This window comes from Pseudomonas sp. FSL W7-0098, assembly GCF_005930585.1.
Classification (GTDB): domain Bacteria; phylum Pseudomonadota; class Gammaproteobacteria; order Pseudomonadales; family Pseudomonadaceae; genus Aquipseudomonas; species Aquipseudomonas bubulae.
The window spans coordinates 228,421-245,299 of the sequence record NZ_RXHW01000001.1 but is presented as its reverse complement, the minus strand read 5'-3'; the positions used below and the strand labels follow the sequence as shown (position 1 = coordinate 245,299).

Sequence of the window (16,879 nt, the reverse complement as noted above, 5' to 3'; positions counted from 1 at the left end):
TCAGTGGCAGGTTCAGGTTCTGAGGGCGAACCTGATCACAATGGCTCTGTTCACAATGAACCCGCGTAAGCAATAGCACGCAATGGGACTCTCAGAAAGCCGGGCGCGTACTTTCCTCTCCCTTTAGCCGGTTTTCTCGCGAGCGTTACCTCCAAATACCTTGGCCTGAGGTGCGGAGCCCTCGAATATCAGCCTTTCCAGGCGAGTAGCCAATTTAATGACTACAATCATATTGCCGTTATTTTTTTGACGATCCTCAGTCTCAAGCCACTCAACCAGATGTTTCAGATGATAAAGTACGCGCTTTCTTACACTCATTCGAGTGTAGTACTACGCTTGTCATAAATGATGCACAGCACACAGTACAAGAAGAAACAACTGAGACGTAACGGGTTAAATGTTGACAGTCATTCTATTGACACCTAAAGAAATAGACAGGTGATGGCTGGCAGTACCCGAACGCCTTAACACCTGTTCATCCTTGGGGGACGTTACGCTTGGTTCATATCAGTTTGGCCATAGGCGGATTGCCGGATCAACACATTGTGTTGCGCGCAGGCGGCTTGTATTGGGTCACGGTCGATCACTCCGCTGACGCAAAACTGCTTGCTCGGCAATTTCTTGAAAACATACCCGAAAGCGTGCCGGCAACCTTGATTGCCAGCACCGGCTACGCACAAGGCCTGGTCAACGACATGGCGCCCGATCGCGGGCCGGAAAAACTCAAGCTGTTCGAGATCGCACCAAGAGTCATCGTGCCTGGGCTGGCCACGTTGAACCGCGACCTTGCGCGCGCCGGTACCGCCCCTTCAAGCCAGATCCTGCTGGTGCTGCCTGCCAACAGTTGGGCTGAGACCACCACAGCGGTCCAATTGCAACGTTGGTTCGAGCGCATGCGTTCCTGGTTGCTGGAGCGCAACGCCACATTGCTGGTGATTACCCATGGCGAGGCAGCGCTGCTGCATGCGCAGTTGCTGCAACTCAATCAAACCCTCTCCGGTTTAAGTCGCTTGTACCGCTACAACGGCGACCTGCGCTATCAGTTGCACTTTTGGCACAGCGATCTGGGCGTTAGCGCCGGGCAGGAGTTCAAGTTGTCGGACCAGCACGCGACCTTGCGCCTGATCCCGCAAACCGAGGTCGATACCCAGCCCCGGGTAGCGGACGATCAGCACGTTTATCTTGCCGAGCGCTCCGTGCTGGAGGGTGCGCCGTCAATGTCCAAGCACTGGTACCTGTTCGAAAACCGTGATGCATTGCTCGAAGCAGCCCAGTCAGCCAGCGCCGCGACCGTAATTGTCGGCATCGACAACAGCTACCAGTTACTTGAGCTTGCACAGCAGTTGCACGACTTGCGCGAACATTGCGGGCCGCAGTTGAAGATCGTTGTGCGCGAAATGGAACCGTCGGTGCGCTACCGCGATGAACGTCTGTTGCTGGCCTGCGGGGCCAACCTGATCGTTCCCGACGGCACCCTGCTCTCACGTTTTCTGAGCATGATTGAGAGCATTCAGGGGCAGCGCTGGCAGTACACGCAGAACATTGATTTCAAGACCCTTCTGGAACGTCAGCGCCCGCCGCAAATTCGCGGGCTGGTGAGCCCCCGTGATTTTTTCGAAACCGTTGCGCAGATCTACCAGGACAGTTCGGGTGAGGTAACCCACCAGTTGATGAAGTTCGAACCGGTGCCCGGCATTGGTGAGGAACTGTTCCTCAATCAGATGTGCCTGCGTCGATTCGGCGACTTTGCCTGCCTGCTGGATGACGAGCTTTACCTCTTTCTGTTTGCCTGCCGCGCTGACGGACTGGAACCGGCACTGGGCAATGTTTGCCGCCTGCCCTGGCGCGACATGTTCAGCCAGCGCCGCATGCTCAGCGGGTTGTCCGATCTGCCGGCTGACGCCTTTATGAAAGCTGGCGCCGTGCCTGCACACTTGCATATCCCCGTCGAGACCCATGCGACGCAAGCGGTATCTGCTACGGGTGAACGTGCGCCGTTAAATCCGCAAAGATTCACCCTGCCTATCAGTGAGCCACAGTCATGACGTTCCTTGAGCTAATCGATGTCATTGCATTGACCTGTGTGGTGACCGTACTGCTGACGCTGTTCTGGCAGCGCATGCGGATGTACTTGAAAAGTCATTTCGAGCAGTACCTCTCTCCCCGCTATTTGAAATCGTGCGGCGTTCGCCGTCGCATGCCAGCCAGCCCTGCTCAGAGAACGCCTGATGAGTCTGTTTAAGTCTGACGCACCGGCGCACAAAATTGCCGGATCCTGGAGCGGCCTGGGCGCCTGGAACCTGTATTTCCTGGCCAAGTTCCTGCTGGCCTGGACGGGGCATCTGAACATCCAGATTTTGCCCAACCTGATCTTTGCTGCCGTTTTGCTGATTCCGATCGCCAACCCGGTGCTACGCCGTTTGCGCACCCTGATTGCCATTCCGGTGGCCGTGGCCCTTCTGTACCAGGACACCTGGTTCCCGCCCTTCAGCCGCCTGCTGGCACAACCCGGGGTGTTGAACTTTTCGTTCGACTATATCGTCGAGCTGCTGGGGCGCTTTATCGACTGGCAAGTGTGCGCCCTGTTGCTGTTGCTGTTTGTCGGCTACCTGTTCCTGAACCAGTGGCTGCGCCTGACCACCCTCACCCTGCTGGGCTTTGCCTGGTTGGGCATGGGCAATCTGCAATGGCTGTTGCCACCTTCCGTGCAACCGCAAATGGCCGGCGCACAGACTGCCACGGGCGCGCCGACCGTCAGCGCAGGCGAGCCCGACGACGCGACGCTCAATGGCTACCTGGAGAAGTTCTATCTCAACGAATCCACGCGCAAGGTCGAGTTCAAGGAACCGGCAGTCAAGCCGCCCCCGTTCGATCTGCTGGTGATCAATATTTGTTCCATGGCCTGGGACGACTTGGATGCCGTGGGCTTGCGTGACAACCCGTTGTTCAGCCAGATGGACGTGATATTCGACAACTTCAACTCGGCCACCGCCTACAGCGGCCCCGCAGCCATTCGCTTGCTGCGCGCCAGTTGCGGTCAGACCTCCCATGCGCAGCTGTACAAACAACCGGCGGATCAGTGCCTGTTGTTCGATGACTTGCGCAAGCTGGGCTTTTCCAATGAGCTGATGCTTAACCACACCGGTGAATTCGACGGTTTCCTGCAGGAAGTGCGTGAACAGGGCCAGTTGCCTCCTCCGGCTCTGGGTGTTGTACCCGCAGGCCTGCCGCGTACCTATGTCGGTTTTGATGGCTCGCCGATCTGGCGCGACCGTGATGTGCTGAGCAAGTGGTGGCAGCACCGCATGACTGAAGACTCACCCAATATGGCGCTGTTCTACAACACCACCAGCCTGCACGACGGTAACCGCCAGGTGCAGTCCGATGGCGGCACCCAGGCCGCTGACTACCGCAGCCGGGCGCAGATCCTTCTCGACGATCTTAATGCCTTCCTTAAAGAGCTGGAAAAAAGTGGCCGTCGCGTCGTGGTAGCCATCGTCCCTGAGCATGGCGCAGCGCTGCACGGTGACCGCATGCAGATAGCCGGCATGCGCGAAATCCCCAGTGACTCCATCACCCATGTACCGGTGGGTATCAAGCTGATCAATATGGGCGACAACGCGCAAACCCAGCCTATCCACGTCAGTGAACCCAGCAGCTACCTGGCCGTGGCAGAAATCATAGCTCGCCTGTACGCCGATCCGGCGCTGAGCAATGGCCAGACCGTGGACTGGTCCAGGCTGCTCACCGATCTGCCGAAAACCGCGAAAGTATCGGAAAACTCAGGGACCGTAGTACTCGACTACAACGGCAAACCTTATGTGCGAATCAAGGAGAACGGCGGATGGCTGCCTTACCCACAGCGGTTCAAATAAGCGCCGATATCCTTTCGCGCAAAGAACGGGCCGATGATATTGCCCGGCTTAAATCCATGATGGAGCTGCATGCCCTGGAATATGTCGATGTGTCGGCACATATGGAGCTGTTGCAGGCCTTTGAGCGCTGGCCGTTGCTGGCCTATCTAGAGGCGCAGTACAAGCAGCCCCCGTTGCTGGCCAAGGACACGGAGCAAACCCCATGATCAGCATGAGTTTGCGTGGCGTGCGGGGTGGCGTGGGCACCAGCTCAACCCTGGCGGCCCTGGGCCATGCGCTGCATGAGCTGGGGCAGAAAGTGCTGCTGGTGGACATGTGCCCGGAGAACTCCCTGGGCCTGCACTTCAATATGGACCTTGCCCCACGTGAAGGCTGGGCGCGGGCGACCCTTGACCGGCAACCCTGGCACGAACACGCCTGGGTGGTAGAGCCAGGCCTGTGCGTGCTGCCCTATGGCCAATTGAAGCCGAGCGAGCTTTTTGCCCTCGATGCCCTGCTGATTGAACAGCCAAAGCTCTGGAGCCAGCGCCAGGCTGCGCTGGAGAACGCGTTTGACTGGATACTCTTCGACCTGCCGCAACGCTTGCCTGGGCATATGACCAACCCGCACTGCGCACTCTCGATGATGGTTACCAACGCCGATGCTGCCTGCCATGTGCTGTTGCAACCGCAGCTGACGCAGACCCCGCTGTTTCTGGTCAATCGCTTCGATGCCGCCAGCCAGTTGCAGCGCGATCTGCTGCTGATCTGGCAACAGCGTTATGCCCATGCACTGGTGCCAGTCAACCTGCATGCAGATGAAGCCATGGCCGAGGCCCTGGCCAGAAGCGAGCCTGCCGGGCGCTATGCGCCCTCCAGCCTGATTGCCCTGGACATTATCAGCCTGGCCAGTTGGTGCCTGCTGCGTGGCAGGAGGCTTGAATGATCAGGCGTTGGTTCCCCTATACACGATTGCGGCGGGAGCAGAACTGCACCCGTTTTACCGCCTTCACCCTGGCGCTGATTCAAGCGCTGGGCTGGATCTTCCTGCGCCTTGAATCACCCCGCTGGCAAGCCTTGCGCGAACAGCACCGGCGCCTGTATCCGCACCTGGCGGACAAGCCCTCGACCATCGGTGACCCGCTGCGCTACACGGTGCAAACCCTGTGGCTACTGCTGGTGCGAACGCCCAACCAGGACCAGATCGGCCGGCAACGCTTCCGCCAGCGCACGGCCAGCTTTTTCTCGGCCTTGCTGATGATCGTGCAACGGCCATGGAACCTGCTGTCCAATGCCTTTGCCCGCTTGCCCACCACCCTCAGCCCGCAAGTCACCAAAGGCTCGCACTGGTGGGACAACATTCAATGGCCGCTGCGCAAGGGCCTGTATATCGCCATGGGCGTACTGGCCCTGGCGTTGATTGTGCTGTGCATTACCGAACCGTTCGGTTTCCTTGCGCAACTGGTGTTTGTCGTCTTGCTGTGGATGCTGGCCATGCTGGTCCGGCGCATGCCGGGGCGCTTCCCTACATTATTGCTGATCGTGCTCTCGGTCATCGTGTCGTGCCGTTATCTGTGGTGGCGCTATACCTCGACCCTGAACTGGAACGACACCTTCGATCTGGTCTGCGGCCTGACCTTGCTGGTGGCCGAAACCTATACCTGGCTGATCCTGTTGCTGGGTTATGTGCAAACCTCATGGCCGCTCAATCGCAAACCGGCACAGCTGCCGGCAGACACCGATCAGTGGCCGGTAGTGGATCTGCTGATTCCCACCTACAACGAAGAATTGTCGGTTACCCGTGGCACGGTGTATGCGGCGCTGGGTATCGACTGGCCGAAAGACAAGCTGCGCATCCATTTGCTCGATGACGGTAACCGCCCAAGTTTCAAGACCTTCGCCGAGGAAGTGGGTATCAACTACATCGCCCGCACCGACAACCGTCACGCCAAGGCGGGTAACCTCAACCATGCCCTGAAATTGCTCGACGGCGATCTGGTGGCGATTTTCGACTGCGACCACATGCCTGCCCGCTCCTTCCTGCAATTGACGGTTGGCTGGTTTCTGCGCGATCCGAAACTGGCGCTGGTGCAAACCCCGCACCACTTCCTCTCGCCGGATCCGTTCGAGCGCAACCTGGGTACTTTCCGTAACCGCCCCAACGAAGGCGAGCTGTTCTACGGACTGATCCAGGACGGCAACGACATGTGGAACGCCGCGTTCTTCTGCGGCTCCTGCGCCATACTGCGGCGTACCGCAATTGACTCCATCGGCGGTTTTGCTGTCGAAACCGTGACCGAAGATGCCCATACCGCCTTGCGTCTGCACCGCAATGGCTGGACCTCGGCCTATCTGCGTATTCCGCAGGCGGCGGGGCTGGCGACCGAAAGCCTGTCGGCGCATATCGGCCAGCGCATCCGTTGGGCGCGGGGCATGGTGCAGATTTTCCGCACTGACAACCCGCTGTTGGGCAAGGGCCTGACGATCTTCCAGCGCATCTGCTACACCAACGCCATGATGCACTTTCTGGTGGGGCTGCCGCGGCTGGTGTTCCTCACTGCGCCCCTGGCATTCCTGTTCTTCCACGCTTACATCATCTACGCCCCGGCGGCGATGATCCTGTTGTACGTGCTGCCGCACATGATCCACGCCAGCCTGACCAACTCGCGGATGCAAGGCGCCTACCGCCAGACATTCTGGGGCGAGGTGTATGAAACCGTGCTGGCCTGGTACATCGCACGGCCCACCACGGTGGCCTTGTTCAGCCCGTCACGGGGCAAATTCAACGTCACGGCCAAGGGCGGCATGATGGAGGAAAACCAGTTCGACTGGCAGACCGCCAAGCCCTATCTGATTTTGTCGGTGTTGAACATCCTCGGCCTGGGCTTTGCCGTCTGGCGCCTGTTCTATGGCCCCAGGGATGAAATCTTCACCGTGATCGTCAGCGTCCTGTGGGTGATCTACAACCTGCTGATCATCGGGGCTGCGGTTGCAGTTGCCGCGGAAGTACGCCAGGTGCGCAACACCCACCGGGTACTCGCGCGCTTGCCGGGGGCGGTGAAACTGGCTGACGGGCACAGCTACCCTTGTGAGCTGGTGGACTACTCCGACGGTGGCGTCGGCCTGCAACTGAGCCAGGCTCTGCAATTGCCCGTCGGCACGCCGGTTTCACTGATTCTGCAACGCGGCAACCGCGAGTTTGTATTCACCGGCACCCTGACCCGTTCCAGCGAACGTTTTATTGGTCTCAGCTTTGCCCGGTTACCGGCCGAAGAAAAAATTGCCTTCGTGCAATGCACCTTTGGCCGCGCCGATGCCTGGCTTGATCACAACAGCGGTTTTGAAGCCGACAAGCCGATCCAGAGTCTCAAGGAGATCCTGGCCCTGGGCATCAAGGGTTATTACCGCCTGTATGAATACCTGCCGGCGTGGGTCCGCGTGTTGGCAAAACCTTTCCTGCACATCTTTCAGTGGCTGGGCAGCTTTTTGCCGCGCATGCCCACCTCCACCCCTCTTATTTCCCGGCCAGTGAGCAGATCATGAGTCGTATAACCAAAAAAACCATTTTCGCCAGCCTAGCGCTGATGACCTTCGCCTCACAGCTGATGTCGGCCCCCCTGCCTTTGCCGGGGAGCTCACCAGTGGCCGAAACGCTGCCAAAACCTGCATTTGCACAAACCGATCAGGTACTGCCAAGCTGGCCGGTGACCTATACCTTTGAGCAACTGGGGCGCCCCGGTGACTCCCTGCTGCTGGGTATCAACAGCGCCGACCAGGTGGAATTCGGCATGCGCCGGGACCGCATTGCCAGCGACGCCAGCCTGCAGCTGGAATACACGCCCTCGCCTTCGCTGATCCCGACGGTTTCCCATATCCGGGTTTACCTCAACGATGTGCTGATGGGCGTGCTGCCGATCGAGAAGGACCAGTTGGGGCGTAAAACCACGCAAAAGATGGCCCTTGATCCGCGACTGATTTCGGACTTCAACCGCGTACGCCTGGAGTTTGTCGGCCATTACACCGAATTCTGCGAAGACCCGGCCAACAGCACCCTGTGGGTCAATATCAGCCGTGGCAGCAGCATTACCCTGCAGGAACAGGCGCTGAGCCTGCAAAACGATCTGGCGTTTTTCCCGCTACCGTTTTTCGACCCGCGCAACAGCGGCAAACTCGAACTGCCGTTTGTCTTCGCGGCCAACCCGACCCTGGGCGAGCAGAAAGCCGCCGCGATCCTGGCCTCCTACTTCGGTAGCCAGTCCAACTGGCGCGGGGCCAATTTCCCGGTCGTGTTCGATACCCTGCCAGGCGTGCAAGACAAGGATGCCGTCCAGCCCACCGTGGTGTTTGCCACCAACGATCACCGCCCTGCATTTATGAGCGATCTGGAGAAATTCCCGGCCGTGACCGCGCCTGTGGTCGAAATGATCAATCACCCGGATGCGCCCTACAGCAAAATCCTGCTGGTCATGGGTCGCAACGAAGAAGACCTGGCTACAGCCGCCAAGGCCCTGGCCCTGGGCGGCAACCTGATGCGCGGTTCGCGCGTGACCATCGACAAGGTCCAGGAACTGCAACCGCGCAAACCCTACGATGCTCCGGCGTGGATGCGTACCGACCGCCCTGTGCGTTTTGCCGAACTGGTCAGTTACCCGCAACAACTGCAAGTCAGCGGGCTGGTGCCACGCGCCATCACCCTGGACGTCAACCTGCCGCCTGACCTGTTTGTCTGGCGCAACCAGGGTATCCCGCTGCGCACCCAGTACCGCTACACCGCGCCGTCGGCCAATGATGATTCGCGCTTGAATATCAGCCTCAATGACCAGTTCCTCACCAGCCTGCCATTGCTGCGCAAAGACACCAGCAACCTCGAAGAACTGCGCCTGTCGGTGCTGTCCAACGACTCAGCCAACGTCAATGACAAACTGATCGTGCCTTCGCTGAAAATTGGCGACCGTAACCGTCTGCGTTTCGACTTCAACTTTGCCAGCACCATGGGCAGTTCACAGAAAGATCGCTGCCAGACCATCCTGCCGGCCAACACCCAGGCAATTATCGATGAGGACTCCACCATCGATATGTCCGGCTACTACCACTACATCAGCATGCCGGACCTCAAGGCCTTTGCCCGCAGTGGTTTCCCGTTCAGCCGCATGGCCGACATGTCCGAATCCATCGTTGTCGTACCCAAAGACACCACACCGACACAAATCAGCACCCTGCTTGAAACCGTGGCCAGCATTTCTGCGCGTTCCGGCTACCCGGCGTTCGGCTTGCGCCTGACCGATGACTGGCAATCCGCCTCCAAGGAAGATGCCGACCTGCTGGTACTGGGACAAATGGCACCAGACCTGCGCGATAACCCGGACTTGAGCGTATTGCTGCAACGCCAGCGTGACATGCTGGTACAGCCACATGGCACCACCGGTATTGATGCCAACATTCGTCGCACGCCGTCGACCGACGCACGCAACGTGCCAGCCAACAAGGTGGAAGTCACAGCGCAGGCCCCGATTGCAGCTATCCTGGGCATGCAGTCCCCGACCCATAACCAGCGCAGTGTCGTGGCAATGTTGGCCAATGACGATGCAGACTACAACTTGTTGCGCGAAGTCCTCGGTGACAGCGGCAAGCTGGACGCAGTAGCGGGCTCCGCGGCACTGATCCGCAGCAGCGGTGTTTACAGCCAACTGGTGGGTGACCAGTACTTTGTTGGCAACCTGCCATGGTACCTGTTGCTGTGGTACCAGCTCTCCGAGCACCCGGTGCTACTGACCGTGCTGGCCGTGATCAGCGTTCTGCTCAGCGCCTTCCTGCTGTGGCGTGCCTTGAGCTGGGCGGCCAACCGTCGCCTGAACAAGCATGACTAACGCCATGAAGCGACTGGCGGCACTTACCCTGAGCTCGACCCTGGGGCTATTGCCTCAGGTGGCGAGTGCGCAATCCTGTGACTGGCCCGCCTGGGACAGTTACAAGAAGGCCATGATGAGCAGCGACGGGCGGATTATCGATGGCTCGTCGGCGCAAATGATCACCACCTCGGAAGGTCAAAGCTACGGGTTGTTTTTTGCCTTGCTGGGCAACGACAAAAAGAGTTTTGCGAGCATTCTCGAGTGGACCCGCAATAACCTCGCCGGTGGCAGCCTTGAGGCTCATCTGCCAGCCTGGCAATGGGGTCTGGCAAAAAACGGCAAGTGGCAGATCCTGGACAGCAACAATGCCAGCGATGCCGACCTGTGGATCGCCTACAGCCTGCTCGAAGCCGGCCGGCTGTGGCAGTGGCCCGAGTATGTCGCGCTTGGGCAGAACATGCTCTGGCGCAGCGCTGCGCAAAGCCTGCGCAAGCTGCCCGGGCTGGGCCTGATGCTGTTGCCCGGGGATGTGGGTTTTGACAGCCCCAAGGGTTGGCGCCTGAACCCCAGCTATTTGCCACCGCAACTGTTGGCCCGTTTTGCGCGTATATCACCGATCTGGGCCGAACTGGCGAGCAACCAGCAACGCATGCTGATAGAGACTTCGCCCAAAGGCTTTGCCCCGGACTGGCTGCAGTGGAAAGCCGGTGGCGGTTGGGCACCGGACAGCAAGGAGGGTTCGCTGGGGGATTACGATGCCATTCGCGTCTACCTGTGGGTTGGCATGCTGGCCCAGGACGCGGCCGGTCGCCAGCCACTGCAAGAACATTTTGCGCCCATGGCCAACCTCACCCAAACCCTGAGCTATGTGCCAGAAAGCGTCAATGCCGTTACCGGCAAATACACCGGCACGGGGCCGGTAGGGTTTTCCGCCGCCATGCTGCCGTTACTGTCCAGCCTGGACTCCCCCGCGCTGGCGGTTCAACAGGAACGGATCAAGCAACAGCCGCCTGCGGCCGATGCCTATTACAACCAGTCACTGCTGCTGTTCGGCCAGGGCTGGGATGAACAACGCTATCGCTTTGACAAGGATGGGCAGCTTTTACCTTCGTGGATCAAAACATGCCAAAAATAACAACGTGGGCGTTCCTGCTCGGTGGGTTGTCCACTGCAGCCATTGCACAGCCGAGCACGGTGCAGGAGCAGCAACAATGGCTGCTGGAGCAGGTTCGGATCGGCGAAGCCATGTACCGCGAAGACCTGGTGCGTGACTCTCTGGCACGGCTGCAATTGATCTCACCCAACAACCCGCAAGCGTTGGTGGCGTCGATACGCCAGGCATTGCTGGAGAAAAACCCGGAGCTGGCCAGGCAGCGTCTGGCCCAGTTGCAAAATGTTGCCCCTGATTCAGCGGCCCTGCGTCAGGCCCAGAGCCTGATGAAGCTGCAAGACCCACAAAGCCAGAAAGACCTGCAACAGGCGCGCCTGTTTGCTGCGGCCGGTCGTCCTGAAGAAGCCGTGGCGATTTTCGAGCGACTGTTTGGCAATGCCCCGCCGGATTTTGCCACGGCACTGGAATACCTGCGCATCCGCAGCAATATCCAGGGCCAGCGTGCACAGGTCATCGAGCAACTGCGCAGCCTGGACAAACAGTACCCGGGCAACCCCGGCCTGCGTCAGACCCTGGCCGACCTGTTGTTCCGCGAAGACCGTGCGCCAGAAGCCCTGATCGTCCTGCAGCAACTGGCCAAAGACCCGGTCGCCAGTAATGCTGCGGCTGAGCGTGAATACACCTACCTCAGCACATTGCCGGTGGATCGCACATCGGCACAGGCCTGGCAGGGCTTTATTGCGCGCTATCCAAATTCGCCGCTGATTGGCGAGGCCAATAAAAACCTGCAAAAGCAGCAAAGCCTGCTGAATGACCCGGCATGGACCGCCGGCGCCCAGGGCAAGCAAATGATCGACCAGTCGCGCAGCCCGGCAGCCGCCGAAGGCCTGCTGCGCCGCGCTCTCAAACAATACCCCGACGACCCGACCCTTTACGGTGCCCTGGGCATGGCGCAGTTTCGCCAGGGCCGCTATGCCGAAGCCAACAGCAACTTTGCCACCGCTCGCAGCAAAGAACAGGACACATCCAATATCAGCAAGTGGCAAGACCTGATGGACGCCAGCCGCTACCGCATGCTTCTCAGTCAGGGCGACAAGGCCCTTGAACAAAATAACCCGGCAGCGGCGCGCACGGCCTTTACCCAGGCACGCAAGGCCAAGCCCGGCGATGCCGACCCACTCATAGGCCTGGCCAGCGTGGCCCAGGCCGAGCACGACGATATCCAGGCCGAAGCCTTGCTGTTGCAGGCCCGTCGTCTTGAGCCCGGCAATGGCAGTGCGGTGCGTGGGCTGATGCGTCTGTACAGCGCGCAAGACCCGCAAAAGGCCAAGGCTTTCCTTGATCGCCTGCCGCCTGCCAGCCAGAAGGAATTTGCCAGCCTGCGCCAGAGCATCGAACTTGACGAACTGAACCGTCAGGCCGATGCCGCTACCGAGCGCAAGGACTGGCCGCAAGTGGTCGCCTTGCTCAGCAAAATCCGTAACCTCAGCCCCGATGAGCCTTGGGTCACTTATCGTCTGGCCAACGCCCAGCGCGAAATCAACCAGCCGGGCGCCGCTGATGACAGCTTCAAACAGCTGATGACTCGTCAGGGTCGCAACCCTGAAGCGCTTTATGCCTACGCGTTGTACCTATCAAGTACCGAGCGCGATGCCAGTGCCTTGAGCGTTCTGGAACAACTGCCCAAGACGCAATGGAGCGACTCCATGCGTGAGCTGGATACGCGGCTGCAACGCAATGTACTGGTGGCCCGGGCTGAAAGTCTGCGCGCCGCCGGGCAAGAGCCGCAAGCGATTGCCCTGTTGATGCAGAACTCGGACAACGACGATCTGATGACCATCGCTGGCTGGGCCCAGGAGCGTGGTGACTATGAACAGGCGCAAAACCTCTACAGCCAGGTGCTGAAAAAAGAACCGGGCAACATTGATGCGCGCCTGGGCCAGATCGAAACCCTGATTGCCAGCAAACAGCTGCCTTCGGCTCGTCAGCAACTGACACAGCTTACCCCTGCCCCCGGCACGCCATTAACCCCTTCACAGCAACGTCGGGTAGCCAATGCCTGGGCCGCCGTGGGTGAGCCTGAAAAGGCCCAGGCCATCTATGCCCAATTGTTGCAATCACCGCAGGCTGACCCGCTGATGTATCGCGACGCGGCGCGGCTGATGTCGGCCAGGGAGCCGCAAAAGGCACTGGACTACTATGCCAAAAGCATGGCCGCCGCAGGGCTGATTACCCCTGAGCAAGGCAACCCCCGGGACAATCGCGCCATGACCATGGCCAGTCGTGAAAAGGACGATGACGAGTGGCTGGCCCGTAGCTTGCGCAGTGATGTGGACGAACTCTACCAGCGGCAAAATCCGACAGTTCATCTGTATACCGACTATGGCTGGCGTTCGGACGATGCTTCCGCCGGCACTTCGGACACCGACACCCGAACCACCATCCTGCAACTGGACCTGCCGGTGGCCGATGGCAGCGGTTTTCTGCGCGCAGAACAGTTGAATATGGATGCAGGAAAATTCGATGCCGACCCGGACGGACTCGTGCGCGAGAACTACGGCACCTGTGCTGTGGAGGTCAATCGCAAGGGTACCAATGGCCCTGACTTCTCTGGCTGCGATGACCGCTCGCAATCGGTCAACGGCACGATGATGGCGGCGGGCTGGAAAAACGAGGTGTGGAACATCGATATCGGTCGTACACCGGATAACTTCAAGGTACCCAACTGGCTGGGCGGCGTGGCCTACAGCAGCAAGATCGGCTCACTGGGCTGGACCCTGACCGGTTCACGTCGCCCCCTGAGCAACTCGATCCTGTCCTATGCCGGGGCTACCGATCCCAACACCGGTGTCACCTGGGGCGGCGTCACGTCCAACGGTGTGACCTTGAGCCTGAGCCACGACGAAGGGGGCGTAGACGGTGTATGGGCCAGTTTCGGCCAGCACTGGTTGCGCGGCAAAAACGTCGAAGACAACCACAAGAGCACGGCCATGGCCGGTTATTACTACCGTCTGGTGGAGCGCGCCGACGAACGTTTACGCACCGGTCTGACACTGATGTATTGGGGGTATGACAAGGACTCGAGTGAATACACTCTCGGCCAGGGCGGTTACTACAGCCCGCAGAAGTACTATTCGATTGGTGTGCCGCTGAACTACGCCTTCCGTACCGCCAACTGGTCGGTGGCATTGGAAAGCTCGGTGAGCTGGTCGTATGCGAAAACCGATGCCAATGACCTTTACCCGCTGGACGGACTGAACAGCAAACTGCTGCAGCGGCTCGATGATGCTGGCTACCAGCTTGCCGACGGTCTGGGGCAGACCTCGGGCGGCAGCAGCACTGGCATCGGTTACCGCGTACAGGGGCTGGTAGAGCGCAGGCTGTCGGATCATCTGGTACTGGGCGGCGGAGTGCTCTATCAACACAGCGATGACTATGCCCCGAGCCGGGCGATGCTCTACCTGCGTTATACCTTCGACGTGTGGCAGGGCAACTTGCCGATGCCGGTGCAACCGTTGATTCCGTATGCCGATTTCAGGTAATTGGCAAATCAGTGTGGGAGCGGGCTTGCTCGCGATCGGAGCGACGCGGTTTAACAGATAGACCGCGCCGCCTGCATCGCGAGCAAGACCGCTCCCACAGTGAAAATCAGCGTTTTACCGGCGTGCGCATGGTCACAAACTCTTCAGCAGCCGTCGGGTGTACGCCGATGGTTTCGTCAAAGTGCTGTTTGGTCGCCCCGGCCTTCAAGGCAATCGCCAGTCCCTGCACGATCTCCCCCGCCTCCGGCCCGACCATATGGCAACCGAGCACCTTGTCGGTGTCGGCATCCACCACCAGCTTCATCAACGTACGCTCCTGGCACTCGGTGAGTGTCAGTTTCATCGGGCGAAAGCTGCTTTCGAAAATCTGCACCTTGTGTCCCGCCTCAATGGCCTGTTCTTCGCTCAAACCCACCGTGCCGATGTTAGGCAGGCTGAACACAGCCGTCGGGATCATTTGGTAATCCACCGGCCGATATTGCTCGGGCTTGAACAGGCGGCGCGCCACGGCCATGCCTTCGGCCAGCGCCACGGGCGTCAACTGCACGCGACCGATCACATCGCCAATGGCCAGGATCGATGGCTCGGCACTCTGGTACAGATCATCCACTTCGACAAAACCGCGCTTGTCGAGTTTGACCCCGGTGTTCTCCAGGCCCAGGTTATCGAGCATCGGCCGACGGCCCGTGGCGTAGAACACACAATCGGCGATCAGCTCGCGACCGTCCTTGAGTGTGGCTTTGAGGCTGCCATCGGCCTGCTTGTCGATCCGCTCGATATCGGCATTGAACTGTACGTCCATGCCGCGCTTGATCAGTTCTTCGTGCAAGTGCTTGCGCACTGCACCATCAAAACCGCGCAGGAACATCTCGCCACGATAGAGTAAGGACGTTTTCGCACCCAAACCGTGGAAAATCCCAGCAAACTCGACGGCGATATAGCCACCGCCCACCACCAGCACACGCTTGGGAAGCTCTTTGAGGAAGAATGCCTCGTTGGAACTGATTGCATGTTCATGGCCCGGGATGTCGGGAATCTGCGGCCAGCCGCCGGTGGCGATCAGGATATGTTTGGCGGTATGACGCTGACCGTTGATTTCAACTTCATTGGGGCCGGTTATTTTCGCGTGACCTTCGATCAGGGTCACACCGCTGTTGACCAGCAAGTTGCGATAAATACCGTTGAGACGATTGATCTCGCGGTCTTTGTTGGCGATCAGGGTCGCCCAGTCAAAGTCGGCCTCACCCAGGCTCCAGCCAAACCCCGAGGCTTGCTCGAAATCTTCAGCAAAGTGCGCGCCGTACACCAGCAGCTTTTTCGGCACGCAGCCAACGTTCACGCAGGTACCGCCCAGATAGCGGCTTTCTGCTACAGCCACTTTTGCGCCAAAACCTGCGGCAAAACGTGCAGCACGCACGCCACCAGAACCCGCACCAATGACAAATAGATCAAATTCGTAGGCCATTTCTCTCTCCTAGGCAGGCCATCAGCATAATCGCTCCTGCGCGATTGACCAGCGCTGGAAGTTGCCGACAGCAAAAAAACGAAAAAGCCACCCGAGGGTGGCTTTCTCTTGAAGCGATCTACAACGGGCCGCTATCAGTAAGCTTTGCCGGTTTTGTAGAAGTTTTCAAAGCAGAAGTTGGTTGCTTCGATGTAGCCTTCGGCGCCACCGCAGTCAAAGCGCTTGCCCTTGAACTTGTAAGCAATCACGCAACCGTTTTGCGCCTGCTTCATCAGCGCGTCGGTGATCTGGATTTCACCGCCTTTGCCCGGTTCGGTCTGTTTGATCAGATCGAAGATATCCGGAGTCAGGATGTAACGGCCGATGATGGCCAGGTTGGAAGGTGCATCTTCCGGAGCAGGTTTTTCAACCATGTTGCGCACGCGGTAGAGGTCGTCACCAATCAGGTCGCCAGCGATCACGCCGTACTTGTTGGTTTCTGCCGGATCAACTTCCTGGATCGCGATGATGGTGCAGCGGTACTGATTGTACAGCTTGACCATTTGTGTCAGGACGCCGTCGCCTTCCAGGTTGACGCACAGGTCGTCTGCCAGAACCACGGCAAAGGGTTCGTCGCCGATCAGCGGGCGGCCAGTCAGAATTGCGTGGCCCAGGCCCTTCATTTCGGTTTGACGGGTGTACGAGAACGAGCATTCGCTCAGCAGGCGGCGGATACCGACCAGGTACTTCTCTTTATCAGTACCCTTGATCTGGTTTTCCAGCTCGTAGCTGATGTCAAAGTGGTCTTCCAGGGCGCGCTTGCCGCGGCCCGTCACGATGGAAATTTCAGTCAAGCCAGCGTCCAGTGCTTCTTCAACCCCGTACTGGATCAGTGGCTTGTTCACCACCGGCAGCATTTCTTTTGGCATGGCCTTGGTCGCTGGCAAAAAGCGAGTGCCGTAACCGGCTGCTGGGAACAAGCATTTCTTGATCATATGAGTCCTTTAAAGGGCTGTACGTTCCAAATTTGGCGCAGTCTAATCAGGCAGCATCGACGTTACAATGCTTCTCGATAGCAA

11 protein-coding genes are annotated in these 16,879 nt (G+C 59.1%); 9 read left to right on the top strand and 2 right to left on the bottom strand.

All coding sequences use genetic code 11. From position 1 onward, the window contains the following. Positions 1-497: 497 nt before the first annotated feature. The 9 genes from bcsE to bcsC are packed head-to-tail and all read left to right on the top strand — an operon-like array spanning position 498 to position 14,356. On the top strand, positions 498-2,045 hold the full coding sequence (gene bcsE, locus FHL07_RS01185) for a cellulose biosynthesis protein BcsE (RefSeq protein WP_138737972.1): 1,548 nt from the start codon (positions 498-500) through the stop codon (positions 2,043-2,045). Continuing rightward, on the top strand, positions 2,042-2,242 hold the full coding sequence (gene bcsF, locus FHL07_RS01180) for a cellulose biosynthesis protein BcsF (RefSeq protein ID WP_095000196.1): 201 nt from the start codon (positions 2,042-2,044) through the stop codon (positions 2,240-2,242). The genes bcsE and bcsF overlap by 4 nt, the downstream gene beginning before the upstream one ends. After that, positions 2,229-3,875 carry a cellulose biosynthesis protein BcsG gene (gene bcsG, locus FHL07_RS01175; RefSeq protein WP_130871424.1) on the top strand — a complete coding sequence of 549 codons (1,647 nt, stop codon included), beginning with the start codon at positions 2,229-2,231 and terminating at the stop codon, positions 3,873-3,875. Before bcsF ends, bcsG begins: the two co-directional genes overlap by 14 nt. Next, positions 3,845-4,081, top strand: a complete 237-nt coding sequence (gene bcsR / locus FHL07_RS01170) for a cellulose biosynthesis protein BcsR (RefSeq protein WP_095000194.1) — start codon at positions 3,845-3,847, stop codon at positions 4,079-4,081. Before bcsG ends, bcsR begins: the two co-directional genes overlap by 31 nt. Then, positions 4,078-4,800: a cellulose biosynthesis protein BcsQ gene (gene bcsQ, locus FHL07_RS01165; protein ID WP_138737971.1), complete on the top strand. Its 723-nt coding sequence runs from the start codon at positions 4,078-4,080 to the stop codon at positions 4,798-4,800. Before bcsR ends, bcsQ begins: the two co-directional genes overlap by 4 nt. After that, the gene (gene bcsA, locus FHL07_RS01160) at positions 4,797-7,397 is read left to right on the top strand and encodes a UDP-forming cellulose synthase catalytic subunit (RefSeq protein ID WP_095000192.1); all 2,601 of its coding nucleotides are present in this window, start codon (positions 4,797-4,799) and stop codon (positions 7,395-7,397) included. The genes bcsQ and bcsA overlap by 4 nt, the downstream gene beginning before the upstream one ends. After that, a complete protein-coding gene (gene bcsB, locus FHL07_RS01155; RefSeq protein ID WP_095000191.1) occupies positions 7,394-9,721 on the top strand; it encodes a cellulose biosynthesis cyclic di-GMP-binding regulatory protein BcsB in 2,328 nt (775 codons plus the stop codon). Before bcsA ends, bcsB begins: the two co-directional genes overlap by 4 nt. 4 nt (positions 9,722-9,725) lie before the next feature. Next, entirely contained in the window at positions 9,726-10,838 is a 1,113-nt protein-coding gene (gene bcsZ, locus FHL07_RS01150; RefSeq protein ID WP_138738089.1) for a cellulose synthase complex periplasmic endoglucanase BcsZ, read from the top strand. Next, positions 10,826-14,356, top strand: a complete 3,531-nt coding sequence (gene bcsC / locus FHL07_RS01145) for a cellulose synthase complex outer membrane protein BcsC (protein ID WP_138737970.1) — start codon at positions 10,826-10,828, stop codon at positions 14,354-14,356. The genes bcsZ and bcsC overlap by 13 nt, the downstream gene beginning before the upstream one ends. A gap of 106 nt (positions 14,357-14,462) precedes the next feature. Here the strand turns inward: bcsC and gorA are convergent, their stop codons facing one another. Together gorA and galU are read right to left on the bottom strand one after the other, a co-directional pair. Next, positions 14,463-15,821, bottom strand: a complete 1,359-nt coding sequence (gorA, locus tag FHL07_RS01135; RefSeq protein ID WP_095000188.1) for a glutathione-disulfide reductase — start codon at positions 15,819-15,821, stop codon at positions 14,463-14,465. Positions 15,822-15,955: 134 nt separating this feature from the next. Beyond that, positions 15,956-16,795 (bottom strand): UTP--glucose-1-phosphate uridylyltransferase GalU, encoded by an 840-nt coding sequence (gene galU, locus FHL07_RS01130; protein ID WP_016780941.1) that lies wholly within the window; start codon positions 16,793-16,795, stop codon positions 15,956-15,958. Positions 16,796-16,879: the final 84 nt, after the last annotated feature.

Excerpts from the sequence above, each read along its gene's own strand:
- bcsF (WP_095000196.1), top strand. The coding sequence starts at position 2,042 with ATGACGTTCCTTGAGCTAATCGATGTCATTGCATTGACCTGTGTGGTG.
- bcsG (WP_130871424.1), top strand. The coding sequence starts at position 2,229 with ATGAGTCTGTTTAAGTCTGACGCACCGGCGCACAAAATTGCCGGATCC.
- bcsR (WP_095000194.1), top strand. The coding sequence starts at position 3,845 with ATGGCTGCCTTACCCACAGCGGTTCAAATAAGCGCCGATATCCTTTCG.
- bcsQ (WP_138737971.1), top strand. The coding sequence starts at position 4,078 with ATGATCAGCATGAGTTTGCGTGGCGTGCGGGGTGGCGTGGGCACCAGC.
- bcsA (WP_095000192.1), top strand. The coding sequence starts at position 4,797 with ATGATCAGGCGTTGGTTCCCCTATACACGATTGCGGCGGGAGCAGAAC.
- bcsB (WP_095000191.1), top strand. The coding sequence starts at position 7,394 with ATGAGTCGTATAACCAAAAAAACCATTTTCGCCAGCCTAGCGCTGATG.
- bcsZ (WP_138738089.1), top strand. The coding sequence starts at position 9,726 with ATGAAGCGACTGGCGGCACTTACCCTGAGCTCGACCCTGGGGCTATTG.
- bcsC (WP_138737970.1), top strand. The coding sequence starts at position 10,826 with ATGCCAAAAATAACAACGTGGGCGTTCCTGCTCGGTGGGTTGTCCACT.
- gorA (WP_095000188.1), bottom strand. The coding sequence starts at position 15,821 with ATGGCCTACGAATTTGATCTATTTGTCATTGGTGCGGGTTCTGGTGGC.
- galU (WP_016780941.1), bottom strand. The coding sequence starts at position 16,795 with ATGATCAAGAAATGCTTGTTCCCAGCAGCCGGTTACGGCACTCGCTTT.